Source organism: Paraburkholderia sp. 2C, from assembly GCF_054589215.1.
In genome coordinates this window covers 826666-849215 of the sequence record NZ_BAAILL010000032.1, presented here as the reverse complement: position 1 = coordinate 849215, position 22550 = coordinate 826666, and the positions used below count along the sequence as shown (strand labels likewise).

10 protein-coding genes are annotated in these 22550 nt (G+C 62.9%); 6 read left to right on the top strand and 4 right to left on the bottom strand.

What is annotated here, in order from left to right; genetic code table 11:
- The first annotated feature begins 131 nt into the window (after positions 1-131).
- Both ACYPXD_RS11990 and ACYPXD_RS11985 read left to right on the top strand, forming a co-directional pair.
- Entirely contained in the window at positions 132-2462 is a 2331-nt protein-coding gene (locus tag ACYPXD_RS11990) for a TonB-dependent receptor (protein ID WP_459711170.1), read from the top strand.
- Positions 2463-3016: 554 nt separating this feature from the next.
- Positions 3017-5311, top strand: a complete 2295-nt coding sequence (locus ACYPXD_RS11985; RefSeq protein ID WP_459711168.1) for a TonB-dependent receptor — start codon at positions 3017-3019, stop codon at positions 5309-5311.
- 340 nt (positions 5312-5651) lie between these two features.
- On the opposite strand, the gene ACYPXD_RS11980 is transcribed toward ACYPXD_RS11985, so the two are convergent.
- A complete protein-coding gene (locus ACYPXD_RS11980) occupies positions 5652-6533 on the bottom strand; it encodes an aldo/keto reductase family oxidoreductase (RefSeq protein ID WP_459711166.1) in 882 nt (293 codons plus the stop codon).
- A gap of 114 nt (positions 6534-6647) precedes the next feature.
- Between ACYPXD_RS11980 and ACYPXD_RS11975 the strand changes: the two genes are divergently transcribed.
- The 3 genes from ACYPXD_RS11975 to ACYPXD_RS11965 all read left to right on the top strand — a co-directional run bounded on the left by ACYPXD_RS11975 (position 6648) and on the right by ACYPXD_RS11965 (position 17383).
- Positions 6648-7592, top strand: coding sequence for a LysR family transcriptional regulator (locus ACYPXD_RS11975; RefSeq protein WP_459711164.1), 945 nt, complete (start codon positions 6648-6650; stop codon positions 7590-7592).
- A 64-nt stretch (positions 7593-7656) separates the two neighbouring features.
- Positions 7657-13251 (top strand): trifunctional serine/threonine-protein kinase/ATP-binding protein/sensor histidine kinase, encoded by a 5595-nt coding sequence (locus ACYPXD_RS11970; protein WP_459711161.1) that lies wholly within the window; start codon positions 7657-7659, stop codon positions 13249-13251.
- Positions 13252-13474: 223 nt separating this feature from the next.
- On the top strand, positions 13475-17383 hold the full coding sequence (locus tag ACYPXD_RS11965; protein ID WP_459711159.1) for an autotransporter outer membrane beta-barrel domain-containing protein: 3909 nt from the start codon (positions 13475-13477) through the stop codon (positions 17381-17383).
- Positions 17384-17447: 64 nt separating this feature from the next.
- Here ACYPXD_RS11965 and ACYPXD_RS11960 read toward each other — a convergent pair whose 3' ends face one another.
- The 3 genes from ACYPXD_RS11960 to ACYPXD_RS11950 all read right to left on the bottom strand — a co-directional run bounded on the left by ACYPXD_RS11960 (position 17448) and on the right by ACYPXD_RS11950 (position 21853).
- The gene (locus ACYPXD_RS11960; protein WP_459711157.1) at positions 17448-19079 is read right to left on the bottom strand and encodes an NAD-dependent malic enzyme; all 1632 of its coding nucleotides are present in this window, start codon (positions 19077-19079) and stop codon (positions 17448-17450) included.
- Positions 19080-19089: 10 nt separating this feature from the next.
- Positions 19090-20496 (bottom strand): class II fumarate hydratase, encoded by a 1407-nt coding sequence (gene fumC, locus ACYPXD_RS11955; RefSeq protein ID WP_459711155.1) that lies wholly within the window; start codon positions 20494-20496, stop codon positions 19090-19092.
- Positions 20497-20836: 340 nt separating this feature from the next.
- Positions 20837-21853, bottom strand: a complete 1017-nt coding sequence (locus ACYPXD_RS11950) for a 1-aminocyclopropane-1-carboxylate deaminase (protein WP_459711153.1) — start codon at positions 21851-21853, stop codon at positions 20837-20839.
- A gap of 158 nt (positions 21854-22011) precedes the next feature.
- Here ACYPXD_RS11950 and ACYPXD_RS11945 point away from each other — a divergent pair, with 158 nt between their 5' ends.
- Positions 22012-22512, top strand: a complete 501-nt coding sequence (locus ACYPXD_RS11945; RefSeq protein WP_459711151.1) for an Lrp/AsnC family transcriptional regulator — start codon at positions 22012-22014, stop codon at positions 22510-22512.
- The last annotated feature ends 38 nt before the right edge of the window (positions 22513-22550 follow it).

Below are 22550 nucleotides of genomic sequence, written 5' to 3'. Positions count from 1 at the left end.
TTCGCATTTACCTGAATTTCAGCCGCCTTTCACCGTAAGAAAGCGCAGGGCCGAAAACGAACACCAAACCCGGTCCAGCCCCACGCCCGACCCGGTGCGGAACGCTTACCACCACGCTCTTTGCCCGATCCATGTCCGTTTCCCGTTTGACCACCGAACTGGGCACGCCCGCGAAAGCGGCTGTGCGCTCCGCCGCCTTCGTTGCCGCCATCGCCGCGGCGTTCAGCTTGCCGAACGCGGTTCACGCGCAAGCCATCGACCATTCATCGCCATCCGCCGCGGGTGCGTTGCCTACCACGGGAGCGCCCACCGCGGGAGCGCCCGCCGCGGGAGCGCCCGCCGCGGGAACGCCCGCCGCGGGAACCTCGCCCGCGGAAAACGCGCCCGCCGCGGGAAGCACGCCGCCCGCCGGCGGCACGCTGCCCGCGGTTCGCGTATCGGCCGAAAAGGAACCGCTGCCCGGCGACCTCGAGCCCACGTTCGGCGGCGGCCAGGTTGCGCGCGGCAGCGACTTCGGCATACTCGGGCAGCAGAAGAACATCGACGTGCCGTTCAGCATGACCACCTACACGTCGAAGCTGATCGAAGACCAGCAGGCGCGCACGCTTGCCGATGTGCTCGATAACGACCCGTCCGTGCGCACCGCCTATGGCTTCGGCAACTTTTCGCAGGTGTTCGTGATCCGCGGCTTCCAGCTGCACGGCGACGATGTGTCGTTGAACGGCCTCTACGGCATCACGCCGCGCCAGCTGGTGTCGACCGACGCGCTCGAACGGGTCGACGTATTCAAGGGCGCGAACTCGTTCCTGAACGGCGCATCGCCAACCGGCACCGCGATCGGCGGCGGCATCAATCTTCAACTGAAGCGCGCCGAGGACAAGCCGCTCACGCGCGTGACATTCGAAGGCACCGGGTCGGGCGGACTCGGCGCGCACGTCGACGTCGGCCGGCGTTTCGGCAGCGAGGACCAGTTCGGCATTCGCGTGAACCAGGCCAATCGCGACGGCGAGACGAGCATCGACGGCGAGCACCGCCGCGAGAATACGACGGCGGTGTCGCTCGACTGGCGCGGCGAAAAGCTGCGTCTGTACGGCGATTTCCTGTATCAGCGTCAACGTGTGGACGACGGCCGTCCGACGGTGCTGGTGAGCGGCGATATCGTGCCGGGCGTGCCGTCCGCGACGCATAACTATGCGCAGACGTGGACCTTCAGTTCGCTCGAGGACACGGTCGGCATCCTGCGCGCGGAATACGATTTCCTGCCGGGCTGGACGGCGTACGTGGCGGGCGGTGCGCGCCATACGAACGAGCAGGGCCAATATTCGCAGCCCACGTTCAGCGACACCGGCACGACGGCGTCGCGCCTTGGCGTCCCGCACAAGGAAGACGCCAATTCCGCCGAGGTCGGCGTGCGCGGCCACTTCAAGACAGGCCCCGTCACGCACTTCGTGACCGCAGGCGCGTCGATTGTGCGCGTCGACGCGAGGTCGGCGTTTACGTTCAGCGATTCGTTCGCAACGGACCTCTACAACACGCCGCAGGTGCCGTTCCCGCCGACAGTCGGCTCCGGCGGCAACCTGTCCGACCCGCAGACCACTTCCCTCACGCTGATGCGCAGCGTCGCGGTGTCCGACACGCTGGGCTTCCTGCACGACCGCGTGCTGTTCACTGTCGGCGTGCGCCATCAATCGCTGCATGCCAATAACTTCGATTACACGGGCGTGCAGACCGAGGCCTATAACGACTCGGTGACGTCGCCGCTATTCGGCCTCGTCGTGAAGCCCTGGCAGAACGTCGCGTTTTTTGCAAACCACAGCGAGGCGCTCGCGGCCGGCGCGCAGGCGCCGTCGACCGCGGCGAACTTCGGCGCGATGCTGCCGCCCGCGCGTTCGAAGCAATATGAAGTGGGCGTGAAGTACGACAACGAAAAGTACGGCGCGTCGCTGGCGGCATTCCAGATCGAACAGCCGTTCACGTTTACGAACAGCTCGAACGTGTTTGTCGCCGACGGCAACGAGCGTCACCGCGGTATCGAGGCCGCGATCTACGGCCAGCCGTACAAGGGCGTGCGTTTGATCGCCGGCGCGACGTATATCCACGCGCAGCAGCTGGACACCGGCAGCGGTGCAACGGACGGCAACCAGCCGATCGGCGTACCGGTGTTTATCTTTAACATCGGTGGCGAATATGATGTGCCGGTGGTGCCGGGCCTGACGTTTTCCGCACGCTGGATTCACACCGGTCCGCAGTATCTGAACGCAACGAATACGGCGGGCATTCCGGCGTGGAATCGCTTCGACGTCGGCGCACGCTACGCAACGGCGATCTTCGGCAAGCCGACGACGTTCCGCGTAAGCGTCGAGAACGTCGCGAACAAGGCGTTCTGGGAATCGACGAGCGGCGGTTACCTGACGCAAGGCGCGCCGCGCACCTTCCTGCTTTCGATGACGACCGACTTCTAATTATCCGCAGACGGGCTCGTGCGCAACGCGCGTCGCTTTTCAACGCGCCGCGCACGACTTCGCGACAGAAGACCGGAACCAGAAATATAAAGGTGAGCCTTTTCAGGAGCCCTCCGTCGCACCTCAGTGACTACGGCAACAGCGATGCCGCGCCGAACCCGGCAACTCATTCTCCCTTTCGCGAACGAGTCCTTCGCGAATCCCTCATGCTGCAATAACCTGATTGCAAGCTTCAGCAATCAATCTTGCAGTTCGTAAGTATTTTCGACACGAACGTCAAAAATATTCCGGCGCACTGGAATAAACCTCGCACAAATCACGTTCACCCCACGACGCGCGCGTTTCGCGCGTCGTCGTCGTTTCCAGCGATCGCCTAAGTAGCGGCCGCATTCAACGTAAGTCCCCACATTCGTGCTTTTTTCGGCCACGCGCATCGCCGTGTGGCTGCTGCATGTCCTTCGCACACCTCGCATGAATCGCCGACACACGGCCGTCATGCGATGCGCGTAGCGAAGCGGCACATCAATGAAGTGCGTTTGAAAGGGGATTGATTCATGAATGTCACAAAGGCTTGCCGACAGGCGCGCCGCGAGGAACGCCGGGCGGCGCGCATGGCGCGTGCGCGTTTGCGCAAGGGAACCGCAGTCCGGATTGCCGCGCTATGCATCGGCATTGCGTTCGCGCAATCCGTCTGGGCGCAATCACAGGAACAACAACAGCCGTCGACGACGCCCTCCGCCACGCTGCCCGATGCCACCTTGCCGGCGATTCACGTGCAAGGCACCGCGCCGACCGGCTACGGTCCGCTTGTCGAAACCGATCGCGTCAACGATCCGCGGCAGCGCGTGGATGCGAGCAAGACCGGCACGAAGCTCGAAGATCTGCCCGCAAGCGTGCAGGTCATTCCGCGCCAACTCGTCAACGAGCAAGGCGGGACGATGCTGCGCGATGCGATCACGAACGCGAGCGGCGTCAACTATGGCGGCCAGGATTCGAAGGGCTACTACGATCACTTCCTGATTCGCGGTCTCAACGCACAGGTGTATGAAGACGGCTTCTCCGACGGCGACGAACTGAGCGGCATCTCGCACTCGCTAAACGGCGTCAAGCAGGTCGAGATTCTCGAAGGTCCCGGCTCGGCGCTGTTCGGCAGCGGGCCGCCGGGCGGCACGATCAATATCGTGCATTACACACCGTCTCCCGATCTTCACTATGGCACAAGCGTGCAAACCGGTTCATACGGAACCCTGACGAATAGCGATTACATCACCGGGCCGACCGGTATTTCCGGCCTGAACTATCGCGTCGACGCCACGTTCTCGCGTACCGACGGTTTTCGCGATCTCGCGAGCCGCGACTATGAAGTCAGGCCCGATCTGCAGTGGCAACTGGGCAGGCACACGCTCGAGTTTTCGCTCGACCTGCGCGATATTCACGAGACGCCCGATTCGTACGGGATTATCTATTTCAATGGTTCGCCGCTCTCGAGCGTCTCGCGCGACGCGAAATTCTCGACGCCGTTCGCGACCGCTCGGCAAATCTATGTGCGCCCAGCGCTGACCGACAAGTGGGACGTGAACGACTTCCTGACGATCAACAACCGCTTCTCGTATCTGCACCGCTCGCTCGATGCGCTGACGAACGGCGACAGCACGAGCACGAAGATCAGCAACGGCGAAGTGGTCGGCCGCCAATTGCGGCAGCAGGACGACAGCGACAACAGCTTCGACTATCAGCTCGAACCGGTGTGGAAGTTCGGCACGGGCAGCGTCGGCCATACGCTGCTGACGGGCTTCGAATACCAGCATCAGCTGATCGATACCGAACGCACGACCGCGGATCTGCCGAACATTCCGGACGCGTTCAACCCGGTGCCGCCCGAAACCAGCGCCGGTCAGCTGACCTTCCTGTGCGACGCAAAGCACTCGTGCGATAACGACCATCTGGTCGCGAACTACTACAGCATCTACGCGACTGACCAGATCGACGTGACCGACAAATTCAAGGTGCGCGCCGGTGTCCGCAAGGACTGGTGGGATACGTCGCTGACACCGAACATCTCGGTGCCGGGGCGCTTCGGCACGAACGGCCAGCCGCTGCTTGCGGGTGTAACGGACTCGCGCAACGATGCGCCGGTCAGCTGGAATATCGGCGCGCTGTACAAACTGTTGCCCTGGATGACGCCGTACTTCGGCATTTCGAAGAGCCACTTCGCGAACTTCAATTCGGAGAATACGCAGAACGGCATCGGCGCCCCGGAATCGGCGCTGCAGTATGAGGTCGGCGTGAAGTTCGCGCTGCTCAACGAGCGTCTCATTCTGAACACCGCGCTGTTCGACGTGAAGCGCGATAACGTCGCGGCGCTGACGACGATCAACGGCGTCGAGTCCGTCGTGTTCGACAGCCAGAAAACGCGCGGTGCGGAAGCGTCGATCGATGCGGCGCTGACGAGCCATTGGCACATCATTGCGAACTTCACGGCGCAAGACCCGGAAATCACCGATAACCCGCAGGGCATTTCGTCGGTCGGCAATCGTCCGCAAGGTGCGCCCGCTTATATCGGCAACCTCTGGTCGACCTACGAATTCTCGATTGCCGGCGTGCCCGGTTTCCATGTCGGCGCAGGCGTGAACTATGTCGCGAAGACGTATAGCGACATCACCAACGTCAATTCGATTCCGTCGTATGTGATTGCGAACGCAGCGGTCGGCTACGAGGCGCCGCGCTGGGGTGTCGATCTGAATGTGCATAACCTGTTCGACCGGCGCTATTTCGTCGCCGCGAATGCGGCCGGCGCCTTTGTCGGCGAATCGTTGAGCGCGTTTGTCAACGTGCACGCGAACTTCTGATACGGTATGGCTGGCAGTTCGCTGCAATGGCGAGCGCCAGCCACGTCGATCGCGTGAGCGTTCCGCCACCTGTTCCGCCCGCTATTCGTCTTCGGAATAGTCGACGTGCAGAGCGTGTTCTGGTGACAAGCCGGCTGCCGCGCCGGGATATTGGCGTCTATGGCGGCCCGTCAGCTAACGCGTCAAAGCGGCGTGCCGCTTCGACGGTCCTGACGATCTGGTGCTGGGTCTCGTGAAGGTCGGCATCTGAACCGTGCACAATCCGACCGCATCCTGCTGAATCACGCGCTCCGCCACGCAACGGCGCACCGCCACACAGCGTGTGCCCGCCCACTGCCGCTCAGTGCTTCTCCCGCTTGCCGCCAATCGCATCGAGCTCCGCCAACGCCTCATCCGTCAATTCGATCCGCTCCGCCGCGAGGTTCTCGCGCAGATGCCCGACCGACGACGTCCCCGGAATCAGCAGAATATTCGGCGACCGGTACAGCAGCCAGGCGAGCGCGATCTGCCGCGGCGTCGCATCGACCCACTCCGCGACTTTTGCCAGCACCGACGACTGAATCGGCGTGAACCCGCCGAGCGGAAAAAACGGCACAAACGCGATGCCCTGGTTCGCGAGTTCGTCGACGAGTGCGTCGTCGTCGCGCTGGACCACGTTGTAGAGGTTCTGCACGCAGACGATATCTGCGATGCCGCGCGCTTCGGCGACCTGCGCCGAGGTCACGTTGCTGAGCCCGATATGCCGCACGAGCCCTTCGCGTTGCAGTTCGGCGAGCGCCGTCACCTGCGGTTCGATCGACCCTTCCGACGGCGTATGGATATCGCCCATGATCCGCATGTTCACGACATCGAGCACGTCGACGCGTAGATTGTGCAGATTGTCGTACACCTGCTGCCGCAGTTCGTGCGGCGCGTGCGCCGGCAGCCATGCGCCGGCGTCGTCGCGGCGCGCGCCGATCTTGGTGACGATGGTCAGGTTCCGCGGGTACGGATGGAGCGCCTCGCGGATCAGCAGATTGGTCACGTGCGGTCCGTAAAAGTCGCTTGTATCGATGTGATCGACGCCGGCCTCGACCGCTGTGCGCAATACCGCGAGCGCTGCGCCACGATCTTTGGGCGGCCCGAACACGCCGGGACCGGCCAGTTGCATCGCACCATAGCCGATGCGGCGCACCGGACGACCGGCGAGTGGAAACGCTTTTACGGGAGTGTGATTCGGCATTCTGGTCATCGCTTCGCTTAATGAGTGAAGAAGTGCGCCAAGTATGCGAGTGATGCGACTGTTAGATAATCCCATCCAGATCGAACGGGCTGTGCAAAAAGGTGAACAATGGCTATGGAGATGAACGACCTCGCCGCGTTTGTATCGGTCGCGCGGGCCGGCGGATTTCGCGACGCCGCGCGTATCGCCGGCGTGTCCGCGTCGAGTCTGAGCACGGCGGTGCGCCGCCTCGAAGCGAAGCTCGGCCTGCGCCTGCTCAATCGCACGACGCGCAGCGTCGCGCCGACCGAAGCGGGCGAGCGGCTCATCGAAAAGCTGACGCCGCTCTTCAGCGAAATGGAAGCGGCGCTCGATGTGCTGAACGTGTTTCGCGACAAACCGACCGGCACGCTGCGCCTGAATGTGCCGTCGGGCGCCGCTCGCATCGTGCTGCCCGGCATCGTCGCGCGGTTTCTGCAGGTGTACCCGGGGATTCGCGTCGAAGTCGTCGTCGAAGACGGCTTCGTCGATGTGCTGTCGATCGGCTGCGACGCCGGTATTCGCTACGACGAGCGGCTCGAGCAGGACATGATCGCGATGCCGATCGGCCCGCGCGTGCAGCGCTTCGCGACCGCCGCGACGCCCGCGTATCTCGATGCGCATGGCCGGCCGACGCATCCGGGCGAGCTGCTGTCGCATGCGTGCCTGCGCGGCCAGTTTTCGAGCGGCGCGATGCCGAGCTGGGATTTCGAACGTGACGGCGAGGTGATTCGCGTCGACCCGTCGGGGCCGCTCGTCGTGCGTCCGGCCGCCGCGGTGGAACTCGCGCTCAGCGCCGCGCTGGCGGGACTCGGCGTCATCCATCTGTACGAGAGCATGCTGCGTCCGTATCTGGAAAGCGGCGCGCTCGAGCCGATTCTCGAACCATGGTGGCAGCGGTTTACCGGGCCGTTTCTGTACTATCCGGGCCGGCGTCATCTGCCCGCGCCGTTGCGTGCGTTCGTCGACTTTCTGAAGACGAACGATGCCTCGTTCGCGGAACTGCCTCACCTCATCGATCCGTCATCTGTGGCAGACTAGGCTTGCGCGCTCCGACCCGCTCGCGGTCGTCCACGCTTGTCCTGCAGCGCGGCAATCCGCGGTCATGCACGCGGGCGCAGTACCTCTCCCGGAAGCGGAAATCCAGCAGTCGAACCTGACTTATGGGGTCGTTGCAGTGGCGGACAGCAGCTTCGAAGTCCTAGCGAACGACGGCGATCGCGCGTTCTATCGAACGACGCGCACCAATGCCGACGGCACGCAGACATCCGTGCTCGCCGTGCGGCCCGCCGGCGAACCGCCGACGGCCGCCAGCCTCGAACGCGTCTCGCACGAATACGGCCTGAAAGACCAGTTGCACAGCACATGGGCGGTGCGGCCGCTCGAGCTCGTGCGGCAAGGCGATCAGACCGTGCTGATTTGCGAGGATCCCGGCGGAGAACCGCTCGAGCGGCTGCTCGGCGCGCCGTTCAGCACCGAACGCTTTCTGCCGCTCGCGATCCGCATGGCGGCGGCGGTCGGCGAGCTGCATCAGAGCGGGCTCGTGCACAAGGACCTGAAGCCCGCGCATGTTCTCGTCGACGAAGCGGCGGGCACGGTACGCCTGACCGGCTTCGGCCTCGCGACCCTGCTGCCGCGCGAGCGCCAGTCGCCCGCGCCGCCCGAGACCATCGCCGGTACGCTCGCGTACATGGCGCCCGAGCAGACGGGCCGCATGAACCGCTCGATCGATGCGCGCAGCGACCTGTATTCGCTCGGCATCACGTTCTACCAGATGCTGACGGGCGTGCTGCCGTTCACCGCGTCCGAGCCGATGGAGTGGGTGCATTGTCATATCGCGCGCAAACCGGTTGCGCCGGACGAGCGCGTCGAACACGTGCCGTCGCAACTGTCGCGCATCGTGATGAAGCTGCTCGCGAAGACGGTCGAAGAGCGCTACCAGACGGCGGCAGGTCTCGAACACGACTTGCGCCGCGCGCTTCACGCCTGGCAGGCGCTGGGCAGAATCGAAGCGTTTGCACCCGGCGAGCAGGACATTCCCGACCGGCTGCTGATCCCCGAAAAGCTCTACGGCCGGGAACGCGAAATCGCGACCTTGCTCGATGCGTTCGAGCGTGTCGTCGCGGAAGGCATGCCGCGCCTCGTGCTCGTTTCCGGCTATTCGGGCGTCGGCAAGTCGTCGGTGGTCAGCGAACTGCATAAGGCGCTGGTGCCGCAGCGAGGTTTGTACGCATGGGGCAAGTACGACCAGTACAAGCGCAATGTGCCGTATGCGACGCTCGCGCAGGCATTCCAGTGCCTCGTTTCGCAGATTCTCGGCAAAAGCGACGCGGAGTTGGCGCAATGGCGCGCCGCGCTGCAGGAGGCGCTCGGCCCGAACGGCCAGCTGATGGTGAAGCTCGTGCCGCAGCTCGCGCTCGTGATCGGCGAGCCGCCGCCGCCGCCCGACGTGCCGCCGCAGGACCAGCAGGCGCGCTTCCAGATGGTGTTCCGGCGATTCCTCAGCGTTTTTGCGAGCGCCGACCATCCGCTCACGCTTTTCGTCGACGACCTGCAATGGCTCGACGCCGCCACGCTCGATCTGATCGAGCATCTGATCGTGCATCCGGATGTGCGGCATCTGTTGCTCGTCGGCGCGTACCGCGACAACGAAGTCGGCGCCGCGCATCCGCTCGTGCGCACGCTGACGCGGCTGCGCGACGCCGGCGGCCGCGTTGACGAGATCGTACTCGCGCCGCTCGCTCTCGACGATGTCGCGCGGCTGCTTGCCGACGCGTTGCATGGCGACACGGCCCGCGTGCGGCCGCTGGCCGAACTCGTATTCGAGAAGACCGGCGGCAATCCGTTCTTCACGATCCAGTTTCTGCTGGCGCTCGCGGACCAGGCGCTGCTCGCATTCGATCCCGACGCGGGTGCGTGGACGTGGGACCTGCCGCGGATCCGCATGATGGGATTTACCGACAATGTGGCGGACCTGATGGCGGTCAAGCTCGGCCGCCTGTCATGCGACACGCAGCAGGCGCTCGGGCAACTCGCCTGCCTCGGCAACGTCGCGCGCGCTCACACGCTTGCCGTCGTCTACGGCGCGGCCGAGGAAACGACGCACGCCGCGCTGTGGGACGCGGTGCGCGCGGGCCTCGTACTGCGCACCAACGGCACCTATACGTTCCTGCACGACCGCATCCACGAGGCCGCTTACGCGCTGATTCCCGAGAACGGGCGCGCCGCCGCGCATCTGCGGATCGGCCGCGCGCTGGCGGCCATGACGCCCGCGGACGAACTCGAAGACAACATCTTCGAGATCGTGAACCAGTTCGATCTCGGCGCCGCGCAGATCGCCACGCAAGAAGAGCGCGAACAGGTGGCGCAGCTCAATCTGCTTGCGACAAGGCGTGCGAAAGCGGCGAGCGCGTACCAAGCCGCGCTCCGCTATTGCCGCGCGGGGCGCGCATTGCTGACGCACAACGAGTGGCAACAGAGCTACCGGCTCGCGTTCGACCTCGACCTGTGCACCGCCGAATGCGAATACCTGATCGGCGAAATGGCGGCGGCGGACACGCGCCTCGCGATGCTGTCGACGTGCGCGCAGACGATGATCGACCTTGCCGCCGTGACGTGCGCGCGCATCAATCTCTACACGACGCTCGACCAGAGCGACAGCGCGGTCGAGGTGGGCCTCGCGTATCTGCGCAGGATGGGCGGTCACTGGTCGCCGCATCCGGCGGCCGAGATCGTGCTCGATACTTATCGACGCCTATGGCAACGGCTGCAGGCGAGCCCGAGCGACGCGCTGCTCGAGCTGCCGCTGATGAAAGACCCGGAGCGTTCCGCGACGATGGACGTGCTGACCGTGCTGACGTCGCCGGCCCTGTTCAGCGATCCGAATCTGTTCCGGCTGGTCGTCAGCGAAATGGCCGTGTTGAGTCTCGAGCACGGCAATAGCGATGGTTCGTCGCTCGCCTATACGTGGCTTGGCGGCGTGCTGGGCTCGTATCTCGGCGAATATGAAGCGGGGTATCGCTACGGCCGCCTCGGGCTCGAACTCGTCGAAAAGCGCGGGCTCGATCGTTTCAGGGCGCGCGTGTACCTCGTGTTCGCCGTGCATATCTCGCACTGGATGGAGCCGCTGCCGGTGTCGCGGGCGCTTCTGCGGCGCGCGTTCGAAGCCGCGCTCGAGGCGGGCGACCTGTCGTACGCGTGCTACGCGTGCGCCGACGTGAGTACGAACCGGATTGCCGCCGGCGATGCACTGCCCGACATCGAGCGCGAAGCGCTGCTCGGGCTCGAATTCGCGCGCAAAGTGCGCTTCGGCCTGATCAACGACATCCTGACCGGACAACTGCTGCTGATGCGGAGGTTGCGCGGGCCGGCATCGTCGGCGGCCGTGGATTTCGACGACACGTCCGCAGCCGGGTTCGATGCGCACACCTTCGAACAGCGCCTGAACGACACGCCGCAACTGGCGGTCGCGGCCTCGTACTACTGGATTCGAAAGTTGCATGCGAGCGTCTATTTTGGCGACGACGCGGGCGCGATTGCGGCGGTGGAAAAAGCGCTGCCGTTCCTGTGGACCACGCCGACGCAGTTCGAATGCGCCGAGTTCCATTTCTACGCGGCACTGGCCCGCGCGGCACAGTGCGATGCGGTGCCGTCAGTCGAACGCAGCCGGCTTCGCGAGGCCGTCGCCGGACACTACGAACGGCTTGCCGTATGGGCGTCGAATTGCCCGGCGACGTTTGCCGATCGTGTCGCATTGGTCCGCGCCGAAATGGCGCGCGTCGACGGTCGCGATATGGACGCGTTGCGGCATTACGAAGACGCGATCCGGCTCGCGCGCGAAGGCGGGTTTATCCATAACGAGGCATTGGCGCACGAATGCGCCGCGCGATTCTGCAGCGCGCGCGGTTTGCCGACCGCGGCCGACGCGCACTTGCGCAACGCGCGGCGCGGTTATCTGAGCTGGGGCGCCGACGGCAAGGTGTGGCAGCTCGACCAGCGCTATCCGCACCTGAGCGCGGACGCATCGACGCCCGGGCCGATCGGCACGATCCGCGCGCCGGTCGAACATCTCGATCTCGCGACCGTGCTGCGCGTGTCGCAAGCCGTGTCGGGAGAGATCGTGCTGGACAAGCTGATCGACACGCTGATGCGGACGGCAATCGAGCATGCGGGCGCCGTGCGAGGGCTGTTGATTCTGTTCGATGGCGGCGAACAGCGTATCGCCGCGGAAGCCGTGACCGGCGGCGACACGATTACCGTGAGGCGGTGCGACGAACCGCTCGATGCCGACGCGTTACCCGAAGCCATCGTGCAGAAAGTGCTGCGTACGCAGCAAGCGCTGATTCTCGATGATGCATCGGTCGATTCCGTCTTCGCTTCTTATCCCTATGTGCGCAAGCACGCCGCGCGCTCGATGCTGTGCGTGCCGCTCGTCAACCAGAGCAAAACGGTCGGCATGCTGTATCTCGAGAACCATCTTGCCGCGCGCGTGTTCACGCCGACCCGCATCGCGGTGTTGCACCTCGTGGCGTCGCAGGCCGCGATCGCGCTCGAAAACACGCGTCTTTATCGCGATCTCGCGGAGCGCGAAGCGAAGATCCGGCGCATCGTCGATGCGAACATCATCGGCGTGTCGTTCTGGGAACTGGGCGGGCTGATACACGCGGCAAACGATGCGTTTTTGCGCATCGTCGGATACGACCGCGAAGATATCGCCGCGGGCCGCCTGCGCTTTAACGAGCTGACGCCGCCCGAATGGCGCGCGCAGCACGACTACAGATGGGCGCCGGAACTGAAGACAACCGGCAACGTGCAGCCTTACGAAAAGGAGTACTTCCGCAAGGACGGCACGCGTGTGCCGGTGCTCGTCGGCTCGACGACGTTCGACGAAGCGCGCGACCAGGGTGTCTCGTTCGTGCTCGATCTGACAGAAAGCAAGAAGGCCGAGGAAGCCTTGCGGGTCATGCAGACGGAACTCGCGCATGTGAACCGTGTGGCGACGATCGGGCAGCTGACCGCATCGATCGCGCATGAGGTGAACCAGCCGATCGCCGCGACCGTCGCGAATGCGGAGGCCGCGCTGCGTTGGCTCGGGCGGGAGCCGCCGAATCTTACCGAGGTGCGCGAGGCGACCGAGCGCATCGTGAAGGAAGGCCATCGCGCGGCCGCCGTGATCGGCCGCATCCGCGCGCTGATCAGGAAGGCACCGCCGCAGAAAGACCGCTTGAACATCAACGATGCGATTCGCGATGTGCTCGAACTCGTGCGCGCCGAGACCTTGAAAAACGATGTGCTCGTGCGGATCGAACTGGCGCCCGGCCTGCCGCCGATATACGGCGACCGCGTGCAATTGCAGCAGGTGTTGCTCAATCTGATCGTCAATGCAATCGAGTCGATGAGCGGCGTAGCCGACGGTGTCCGGCATCTGTCGATCGGCACGCGGCACGTGCACGACGCGAACACCGGCCCGGGTCCGGGCTCGATTCATGTGGAAGTGCGCGACTCGGGACAGGGGCTCGACCCGACGCGCGTCGATCGTCTATTCGAAACGTTCTATTCGACGAAGGCGAGCGGCATGGGAATGGGCCTCGCGATCTGCCGGTCGATTATCGAGGTGCACGGGGGAACGCTATCGGCTAGCGCGAATGAACCGCGGGGTGCGGTGTTCCGGTTCACGTTGCCGGTCGATGCGGCGAGCTGAAGGTTGCGATCGTTGAGCGAAGCGCACGCGACATATGCGAACCTTGCCGATATCCGATTGCTGTCCATACTGAATCCATATTTCACATTGCGCCCTGTCCTCGAGGGATTCGAGGCGGGCGGCAAACTGTCAGCGCAACCATTCCGTATGCGAACAAAAAATGGGTGTGGGTTGGCAATCTTCCAAAGGCATCGTATTACGCCCACTGTGCGGAGCCCTTCTGTTGAGCCCCGCTTTGTCCGCTGTCGCCGCGACGACGCTCCCTTCAAGCACGACGGGCCTCACGCTCTCGACCGACACCTCATATCTGATCAACGCGGGCACATCGGTCACGACCTCGTTCGTGGACGCGATCGACGTGGAGGGCATTGCACCGGTCACGCTGACCAATGCCGGGACGATCGTCGGTGCAATTTCGGACGCCGCAGCGGCCGTCAGATTCGATGTGCCGGGATCGATCACCAATCAGCAATCGGGGGAAGTGCTCGGGAATACGCACGGCGTACTTATGAATGGCGGAGGAACCGATAACAACGTCGTCAATCTTGGAGACATCAGCGCTCGTGCGAGTAACGCGATTACCTATGCGGGTACGGCAGGCGGAACAATCGATAACTTCGGCTCGCTAAATCATCCAAGCGCGGGTGCGCTCAACGCGACGCCGCAGGGTGTTTCCGTGCAGACGACGGGGCACGTCACCATCAACAATCATCTGAACGCGCTAATTGCGTCAGGCGTGGGAGACCCGACATACGGTTTCGGCATCGTTGTCGAACAGGGTACGGTCACGGTCAATAACGACGGCACGATCACGGGCTTTCATAAAGGCGTTCAGAGTACGACGAGCGGTTCGGTCAGCGTCCTGAACGGCGCGACGGGAGTCATTCGGGCGACCGTGGACGAAGGCGTGCAACTCTTTCAGAACAGCACACTCGTCAACCATGGACTCGTTTCGAGCGCGATGGCGGCTGCCGTGCTGCTCACGGGATCGAACAACTCCGTGACGTTGGGCACGGGTTCGCAGCTGGTGGGTCCCAATGGAGCTGTTCATAGCGAGGGAACCGGCAACACGCTGACATTGACCGGCACCGGGATCGAAGACGGAGCTTTCACCGCGGACCCAGGAAGCGGTTTCGCCACGCTGACATCGATTGCGGACAGCAATTGGACCTTGACCGGGGCGATCAGGTTGAACAACGCTTCGGCAGCAACAGTAGACGTGCGCGGTCATCTGACGCTTGGCGGCGATGCGAGTAACGACGGCGGCGGCGGTGCGACGATCGCTGAAGGCGGGCAGTTGACGCTTGGCACAGGCGGCACCGGCGGCATGGTGACAGGCGATATCGTCGATGACGGTGTACTCGAATTCAACCGCAGCGACGCCGCAACCTTGCGCGGCGTTATAAGCGGCAGCGGTTCGACGATCCAGGCGGGAACCGGTGTTGTCACGCTAAGCGGAAACAACACGTACAGTGGCGGCACATCGATCACTGCGGGCAACCTGCGCGCGACGAACGGAAGTGCACTCGGCTCGGGACCGGTGGTCAACGACGCCACACTGCAACTGGACTTCGCGGAAAACGGCACGCTTGCCAATGTGCTGTCCGGATCGGGAATGCTCGTCAAAAGCGGCACGGGTGTTGCGATATTGTCCGCTGCGGGTTCGGCGCAAGGCGGCGTGTCGCTCGATGCAGGCACGTTGCGTTTTGTGCAGAACGGCAACTTCACCGTGGCGGGCAATTACACGACGGCAGCAGGCACGACGACGGGGGTTTCCGGCAACAGCGCATTGAACGTGGGCGGGCAGTTCGCGATGAATGGCACGTTGAACAGCCTGGCGGGAAAAATCGAACCCGTCATCACCGCGAACACGGCCACCCTCGGCAGCGGCGCCGTATTCAACATCGCCGGGTACACGGCGCCGGCGGCGCGGAGTGCGTCGGACCTCGCGGCGGGAGTATTCACGGAGATTCACACTACCGCAGCCAATGGCCTCACCGGTACATTCCAGACGGTGCGCATCGCGGGATCGGCGAGCAGTGTCGATTTCCTGACAGTGACCTCCATCTATACCGCACGGAACTTCGACGTTGCCCTCGGGCTGACGTGGTATGCATCGAATAGTTCTTCGCCTGCCGTTGCGAGCGGCACGTTTACGCTTCCGGCTCCCGACGACTCGTTCGATATGGACGCAAGGTTGGTCGATCAGCCCGCCAATGCGGCGACAGGCTGGGACGGCCGAACACTGACCAAGGCCGGCGCAGGGACGCTGCAATTGTCGAAGCCGAATGCCTATACAGGTGCAACGCTGATTCAAGGCGGCACGCTGCTCGCGGGAGCGGCCAACGTCATTGCGGCCAGTTCGCAGCTCGACATATCCGCGGGCGCGACGTTCGACCTGAACGGCTTCGACCAGCAGGCAAATAACCTCATGGGAGCGGGCCACGTCGCGTTGGCAGGCGCTACGCTGACTGCGAACAATACGGTCGATACCGTATTCGATGGCGCGATCGGTGGCGATGGCAGCCTGAACAAGGCCGGCCCCGGCAGCCTCGTTCTGACCGCAAACAACCCGTACCACGGAAATACATCGGTCGATGCCGGCTCGTTGATCCTCGCGAACAACGTGCAGCTTGCCAACACGCGGCAAGTCGTCGTGATGTCAGGCGCGACGTTTGGCGGTTATGGCGCAGTGGGCGGCGACGTCGTCAATAACGGATTATTTGCAGTCGCGGACGCCGCGCCGGGCTTTTCAAGTGGCCCTGCGGGACAGTTTTTCGTGGGCGGCTCCATCACGAACAACGGCGAAATACGCATGGGCAGTGCAGCGCCGGCCAGTACGCTGACCGTTGCAGGGAATTACTCGGGCAACCATGGCGTGCTGACCGTCGGCACGGCACTTGCCGGCGACAATTCACCGACCGACCGTCTCGTCGTGCATGGCAACACCGCGGGCCAGACGCGCGTTCGCGTCCAGAATGCCGGAGGCAGCGGCGCCGTAACGAACAACGGCATTCAGATCATCGAGGTCGACGGACAATCGAACGGACTGTTCACGCTCGATGGCCGCGTCGTTGCCGGCGCGTACGAATACGATCTGGTTAAGGGAAGCCTGAGCGCGCCGGACGATGGCGACTGGTATCTGAGGTCGAATTCGCTTTCGCCGACGCCCGTTCCGCGGCCCGAGCCCGGTGCTTACCTCGGCAATCAGACGGCGGCGCAGTCGATGTTCGTTCATACGCTGCACGATCGTGCCGGATTTTCCGATCCGTATGCATTTGCTGTGAACGGCGACAGCAACGAGACGTCGACGGCATGGGCGCGGACTACGGGCGGCCGGACCATGCGCGACGCAGCAAACGGACGGCTCGACGAGACCACCGATTCCGCTCTGGTCCAGGTCGGCATCGATCTGCTGCATCGCGTATCGAACAATCAACGCTGGCAAGCGGGCATCATGGCGGGCTACGGGTCCGCGACAACCGACTCGCATGCAACGAATAACGCGGCGACCGCGAGCGGAGATGTCAGCGGCGCAAGCGGCGGCGTCTATGCGACGTGGCACGGCAATGCAATAGGGCCCGACGGACCGTATGTCGATAGCTGGTTGCAATACGCGCACTTTGACAACACCGTCAAAGGAGCCGAACTCAACGGCGAAAGCTATACGAGCCAGGTGTGGGCCGGCTCCGTGGAAGCCGGCTGGGCATTTGCGCTGGGTCAAACGCAAACAGGTGCGGTTCTGCTCGAGCCTCAGCTTCAGTTCATCTACTCGGGCTATCAGGCGAACGACCACACCGAAAGCAACGGTACGCGGATCCATAGCGACGATAGCGGCGGACTCACGACACGCGTCGGTGTCCGCTTATATCACGCACCCGGTTCAATCGAAGCACCGGGCTGGCTGCCGTTTATTGAAGTGAACTGGTGGCACGACGCGAGCGGCAATTCAATCGCCTTCAATCAAACTGTCGTGGCGCAGGACGGGCCGTCAAACCGGGTTGAATTCAAGGTTGGCGTGCAAGCGCAACTCGCGCAGCAGTGGCGTGTATGGGGGAACTTCAGCTATCAGCAAGGCAACGGCGGTTATCGCAGTTATCAGGGGTTATTGGGCGCGCGGTATCTATGGTGAACGCCGCTGGCGAAGCAATGCATGTTGTTGAAATACCGCGCGCCTTGAACAGCACATCCCCTCTTCAAGTGGGATACACGGGCTCATACGCGCGTTCCCTGATATAGCCTTCGATATTGTCCGGGCGCGGCACGCGCGCGAGGTCTTTATCGAAGATATGTTCCGCCACGCGCGCGGCCACATGCAGCGACGCGTCGAGAATCTTCGCTTGCGGCGGATAGATCAGCCCCGTCTCGAGGCTTTCGTCGGTGACCTGCTCGGCCACGGCCTTTGCCGCGACGATAAACATTTCCTCGGTCACGCGCTTCGCTTCCGTGGCAAAGACGGCCATCCCCATCGCCGGGAAAATATAAACGTTGTTGCCTTGCCCCGGCACGAACGTGCGGCCGTCGTGCAATGTGACCGGTGGAAACGGGCTGCCGCTCGCGAAGATCGCATTGCCGTTCGACCAACCGTATGCTTCTTCGGCCGTGCATTCCGATCGCGACGTCGGGTTCGAATACGGGAAGATGATCGGCCGCTCGTTGATCTCGGTCATCGCTTCGATCACCTGCTGGTTGAAAAGCTTCGGCACCGTGCTCACACCGATAATGCCCGTCGGCCTCAGCGCTTTCACCGCATCGACGAAGGAGTTGAGCGGCGCGTGGTCCACCGCGAACGGCTTCTGGAAATCCGCGAGATCGCTGCGCGATTTCTCGATCAGCCCGTGTACGTCGAACAGCGCATGGCGAGCGCGCGCTTGCTCGATGGTGAGTCCTTCCAGCGTCATCGCTTCGCTGATCAACTCCGCAATACCGGTTGCTGCCGAACCGCCGCCCAAAAACAGGAAGCGCTGCTCAATAAGCTTTTGTCCGGAAATACGCAGCGCGCCGAAAATGCCCGCTAATGCGACGGCGGCCGTGCCCTGGATATCGTCGTTGTACGTGCACAGTTGGTCCTTGTAGCGATTGAGCAGCGGCACGGCATTGAAGTTGGCGAAGTCTTCCCACTGGATGCAGCATGTCGGAAACAGCGCCTCGACGGCCTCGACGAATTCGTTGACGAACGCGTAGTAGTCGTCGCCGCGCACCCGTTCGTGGCGCAGGCCGAGATAGAGCGGATCTTCGAGCAACTCATGGTTGTTCGTGCCGACGTCGAGCACCACCGGCATGCAGTGTTGCGGCGGCACGCCCGCGCAAGCGGTGTAAAGCGAGAGCTTGCCCATCGGAATGCCCATGCCGCCCACGCCTAGGTCGCCGAGGCCGAGAATGCGCTCGCCATCGGTCACGACGATAAAACGCACGTCGTTTTCCGGCCAGTTTTGCAGTATCTCCTTCACCCGGCCGCGTGCCGAGATCGGCAGAAACATGCCGCGTGCGCCGCGATAAACGTGATCGAATTTCTGGCATGCCTCGCCGACCGTCGGCGTATAAACGATCGGCATGAAGCGCGACGGATCCGACATGATCGTCGCGTAGAACATCGTTTCGTTGCGCGACTGAAGGTCCGATAGATACAGATACTTCTGCAGATCGTTATCGAGGTGCGCCAGTTCCGAATGGACGCGCGCGACCTGCAGATCGAGTGTTTGGACGCACGGCGGCAATAGCCCTTCGAGGTGATAGGCATGCCGTTCGGCTTGCGTGAACGCCATGCCCTTGCTCAGATGCGACGAGCGTAGAAGCTCATAACCGGTAAGCGTGCTTTGCGGGTTCATCGAAGGCCCCTTACTGTTCGGTGGCGACATACGGCTTGACCATCTTGCGGGCATCGACCACGCGATCGAATTCTTCCTCGCTGACGAAGCCGAGTTCGAGCGCGGCCTGCTTGAGCGTCTGATCGTGTTCCATCGCGTGGTGCGCGATCTTCGACGCCTTGTCGTAGCCGATCACAGGCGCAAGCGCGGTAACCAGCATCAGCGACCGTTCGACGTATTCGTCGATCTTCTTCCTGTTTGGCCGCGTGCCTTCCACGAGAAACCGCCGGAAATTCGTGCATCCGTCGGTGAGCAGCGTGATCGACTGCGCGATATTGGAGATCATCAGCGGCTTGTAGACGTTCATCTCGAGATAGCCGCCGGCGCCGCCGAAACCGACCGCCACGTCGTTCGCCATGACTTGTACGGCGATCATCGTCAATGCTTCGGCCTGGGTCGGATTCACTTTGCCCGGCATGATCGACGAACCCGGTTCGTTTTCCGGAATCAGCAATTCCGCGAAGCCCGCGCGCGGACCGCATGACAGCAGACGGATGTCGTTGGCGATCTTGTAGAGCGACGCGGCCAGTGTGCGGAATGCGCCGGACAGATGGATCAGCGCATCGTGTGCGCCTTGCACGGTGAATTTATTCGGCGCGCTGACGAACGGCAATGCTGTGAGCTTCGCGATTTCCGCGGCGGCTGCTTCAGCGAATCCGGGCGCTGCGTTGATGCCGGTGCCGACCGCGGTACCGCCGAGCGCCAGACAGTACACACCGTGCAAAGCGGCGTCGAGCCGCACGAGATTGTCTTCGAGCATGCCCGCATAGCCCGACCATTCCTGGCCGAGTGTAAGCGGCGTCGCATCCTGCATATGCGTGCGGCCGATCTTCACGATGTCCATCCATTCAGCGGCCTTCGCGCTGATGGCGTCGTGCAGATCGCGGACGGCGGGAATCAGCCGCTGCGTGGTATTGACGGCGGCCGCAATGTACATCGCCGAAGGAAACGAGTCGTTCGACGACTGCGACATGTTCACGTGATCGTTCGGATGCACCGGATGCTTGCTGGCGAGTGGGGTGCCCGCAAGCTGACAGCAGCGGTTCGAGATCACCTCGTTGACGTTCATATTGAACTGCGTGCCGCTGCCGGTCATCCAGACATGCAGCGGAAACATGTCGTGATGCTGGCCGGCAAGAATTTCGTCGCAGGCTTGGATGATCAGCTTGTGCGCGGCGGGGTCGAGCCGCTTGCCGGCGAGATTGGCATTGGCGGCCGCTTTCTTGAGCGTCGCGTAAGCGGTGATCATCTCGCGCGGAATCAGATCGTGGCCGATGCGGAAATGCTCGAGCGAGCGCTGCGTTTGCGCGCCCCAAAGCTTGTCGGCTGGGACCGCAACCTCTCCCATGCTGTCGGATTCCGTGCGAACGTTGCTCATCGCTTTGCTCCTTTCGATGAAAATCAGCTGCGAGGTGTGAAGGCTCGATGAAGTGACTGCTGAGTACGCGCGGAATCCGCAGCGCGAGCATGCAAGGGGGATTGGCTGCGTTGAGTGTGCCGGCGCGAGCGGATGCCATAGCAAGCTTTGACGATACCGCACGCGCCAACGGCACGATAGCTATACGAACGTCCCGGTAGCGGGGAACGATGTATGCCCGGGGGAATACCTTGGTTTATGCGGTGAACGCGTGATCGTCGGCGTTCCGTAGGCCCTTGGTATAAGAAAATACGCAGGCCGGCTTTTATGTCTGCTTTTGCGTGATTAGCCGGCCTTGTGCTCAACCATTGCGAAACAGAAAGCTATACGCGTTCAGCGCTGGCACACCGCCGAGGTGCGCGTACAGCACCTTCGAGCCCGCGGGGAATTCGTTATTGCGCACCATCTGGATCATTCCATCCATCGACTTTCCTTCGTAGACTGGATCGGTGAGCATGCCTTCCATTCGCGCGCACAGGCGAATCGCTTCGAGCGTGCCTTCGTTCGGCAGCCCGTACGCGGGTCCGGCGAATCGCGTGTCGAGAATCACGTCGCGTTCGCCCGGAGACTGTTCGAGGCCGACGATCTCAGCCGTATGCTTTGCGATGCGCGTGATTTGCGCGTGTGTTTTTTCAGGTGTCGCCGATGCATCGATGCCGATCACATTGCGCGCGCGGCCGTCAGCCGCGAAGCCGACCACCATGCCCGCCTGCGTGCTGCCCGTCACCGAGCAGACGACGACATAGTCGAACCTGAAGCCAAGCGCTTCTTCCTGCTGCCGCACTTCTTCCGCAAAGCCGACGAACCCGAGTCCGCCGAGCGGATGTTCGGAGCAGCCGGCCGGAATCGGAAACGGCTTGCCGCCCGCGGCGCGCACGCTTTCCATCGCGTCTTCCCAGCTCTTGCGAATGCCGATGTCGAAGCCGTCCGCGACGAGCCGCACGTCCGCGCCCATGATGCGCGACATCTGAATATTGCCGACGCGGTCATACACCGCGTCCGAATAGTCGACCCAGTTCTCCTGCACAAGCACGCACTTAAGGCCGAGATGCGCGGCGACCGCCGCGACCTGGCGCGTCTGGTTCGACTGGATGCCGCCGATCGACACGAGCGTGTCGCAGCCTTGTTCCAATGCCTCGGGGATCAGGTATTCGAGCTTGCGCGTCTTGTTGCCGCCGAAGGCAAGGCCGCTATTGCAGTCTTCGCGCTTCGCATAGAGCTCGACCTTGCCGCCCAGATGTGCGCTTAGCCGTTTCAGCGGAACGATGGGCGTCGGTCCGAAGGTCAGCGGGTAACGCGGAAAATGTCGCAGGTTCATGGCGCCGGGCTCCTTGCTTCTTTAGGGACGATCAATGGTCTACATGCTATGAAATCGCCCCGAAAATGAGCTTGCAAAAATAAGCGCCAATGCGTAAGTTAAAGATGGGGAACACTCAATCGGCTTAACGAAATTTCGTGTTGGGATGATTCGACGCAATGAAAAAACCTTCTGTTCGCGCAGACAGCCAGCAGGAAAGCGTTGCGATCGACCGCGTCGATCGTGCGATTTTGCGGCAGCTACAGCGCGACGCATCGATCTCGAATGTCGCGCTTGCGGCCAAGGTGAACCTTAGCGCGCCCGCGTGTTTGCGACGCGTAGAGCGCTTGAAAAGCGCCGGCTATATCCGGTCGACCGTGGCGCTGCTTGATCCCAAGCGGCTCGATGCGGGCATGCTCGTGGTGATCGGTGTCGTGCTCGACCGGTCGACACCGGAGTCGTTCGAGGAATTCGAGCGTCTTGCGCAAAAAGTACCGGGCTGCATGGAATGCCATGTGGTCACGGGCGAATTCGACTACTTCCTGCTGATCCGCACGCGCGATAACGACAGCTTCAATAAATTGCACGCGGAGAAGCTGCTGTATCTGCCGGGCGTGCGGCAAATACGATCGTTCATCGCATTGCGCGAGATTCTGTCCACCACTTCGTTTCCGGTCTAAGCACCTCTCTTCACCCTTCGTCGCTCAGGACGAATGCA

What these genes read in the sequence shown, in the direction of transcription:
- ACYPXD_RS11990 (WP_459711170.1), top strand. Translation starts at nt 132, where the DNA reads ATGTCCGTTTCCCGTTTGACCACCGAACTGGGCACGCCCGCGAAAGCG.
- ACYPXD_RS11985 (WP_459711168.1), top strand. Translation starts at nt 3,017, where the DNA reads ATGAATGTCACAAAGGCTTGCCGACAGGCGCGCCGCGAGGAACGCCGG.
- ACYPXD_RS11980 (WP_459711166.1), bottom strand. Translation starts at nt 6,533, where the DNA reads ATGCCGAATCACACTCCCGTAAAAGCGTTTCCACTCGCCGGTCGTCCG.
- ACYPXD_RS11975 (WP_459711164.1), top strand. Translation starts at nt 6,648, where the DNA reads ATGGAGATGAACGACCTCGCCGCGTTTGTATCGGTCGCGCGGGCCGGC.
- ACYPXD_RS11970 (WP_459711161.1), top strand. Translation starts at nt 7,657, where the DNA reads ATGCACGCGGGCGCAGTACCTCTCCCGGAAGCGGAAATCCAGCAGTCG.
- ACYPXD_RS11960 (WP_459711157.1), bottom strand. Translation starts at nt 19,079, where the DNA reads ATGAACCCGCAAAGCACGCTTACCGGTTATGAGCTTCTACGCTCGTCG.
- fumC (WP_459711155.1), bottom strand. Translation starts at nt 20,496, where the DNA reads ATGAGCAACGTTCGCACGGAATCCGACAGCATGGGAGAGGTTGCGGTC.
- ACYPXD_RS11950 (WP_459711153.1), bottom strand. Translation starts at nt 21,853, where the DNA reads ATGAACCTGCGACATTTTCCGCGTTACCCGCTGACCTTCGGACCGACG.
- ACYPXD_RS11945 (WP_459711151.1), top strand. Translation starts at nt 22,012, where the DNA reads ATGAAAAAACCTTCTGTTCGCGCAGACAGCCAGCAGGAAAGCGTTGCG.